Origin of the sequence: Finegoldia magna, assembly GCF_018371055.1 — a bacterium.
GTDB lineage: Bacteria > Bacillota > Clostridia > Tissierellales > Peptoniphilaceae > Finegoldia > Finegoldia magna_I.
Map to the genome: position 1 here is coordinate 1 of NZ_JAGYZD010000342.1, position 1,281 is coordinate 1,281.

1 protein-coding gene is annotated in these 1,281 nt (G+C 35.6%); it reads left to right on the top strand.

Annotated elements, in window-relative coordinates:
• Nucleotides 1-1,080, top strand: a 1,080-nt coding sequence (locus KHW44_RS09735; protein ID WP_304068929.1) for a polysaccharide biosynthesis C-terminal domain-containing protein, incomplete at its 5' end; no start/stop codon positions are given.
• Nucleotides 1,081-1,281 lie beyond the last annotated feature (201 nt).

Sequence of the window (1,281 nt, forward strand, 5' to 3'; positions counted from 1 at the left end):
TTCGCGACACTTGGAGTTGAATGGGTCAACGCAATCCACGAGGATTATTTGTACATTACAATCAGAAGTATCATAATTCAAACTATTGGTGTAATTTTATTATTTTTCGTAGTAAAAACCCAAGAAGATTACTTAAAATACGCTGGACTTACGGTTTTCGTAAATGGTTTGGTGTGCGTTTCAAATATGTTACATGTAAGAAGATATGTAAGTTTGAAACCAACACTCAAACTAAATCTGAAAAGACACTTTAAACCCATCATGCTATTCTTTTCAAATAGCATCGCAGTTTTGGTGTATGTAAGTGCAGACATGACAATGCTTGGCTGGATTTCGGGAGATTTTTACACAGGACTATATGCAGTAAGCGTGAAGGTGTATTCCGTTGTAAAACAAATGCTCGGCGCGATTTACATGGTTACAATTCCAAGATTATCAAAAGCTGCGACATTGGATGACAAGACAGAATTCAGACATTTGTTGACAGAAATCTCGAGTTTCTTGCTATTATTAATGATACCAATGTGCACAGGACTTGGAGTTTTATCCAAAAATATCGTCTACATTCTCTCTGGAGAAAAATTCATTGCGGCGACACTTTCGTTGCAAATTCTAGCAGTGTCAGTATTTTTCGCAATAACTGGTGGTGTAATCACAACGTGCATGAACGTTCCATTGGGAAAAGAAGCGTTGAACTTAAAAGCGACGACGGTATCGGCGTTCGTAAATGTAGGGTTAAATCTAGTTTTCATACCACTTTGGCAACAAAATGGTGCAGCAGTGACTACGGCGATTTCAGAATTAGTAGTAGTTCTTGTGTGTCTATTTGAATTTAAAGAAGCAAGAGTTTACTTTGAAATGGACAAATTATTCTATACAATGAAATATGCAGTAGCAGGAGCTTTGTGGATACTTTTGACAAAGTTTGTAGTCACAAAATTTATTACACATTACACGCTTAACTTGTTGGCAGTATTCTTCATCAGCGTCATAGGCTACACTTTAATATTGTTCTTCGGTAAAAATGAAGTATTTATCCAAACATTGAAGAAAACACCACTTAAAAAATTAGTAAAATAGATTATGAGAGCATCACGTGATGCTCTTTTTTGATTGGAGAACAATAGACCGTTTCAAAAATTGCAAAGCAGAAAACCAGTTTGCACAAATATCTAGACTACAAAAATAAATAAACTCTAAGCTTGTGAACCTAAAATTGTGAACTCGTGCTACGCACTCAAACAGCACAATTTTTTTACGGTTCACTTCGCTTGATTTTAT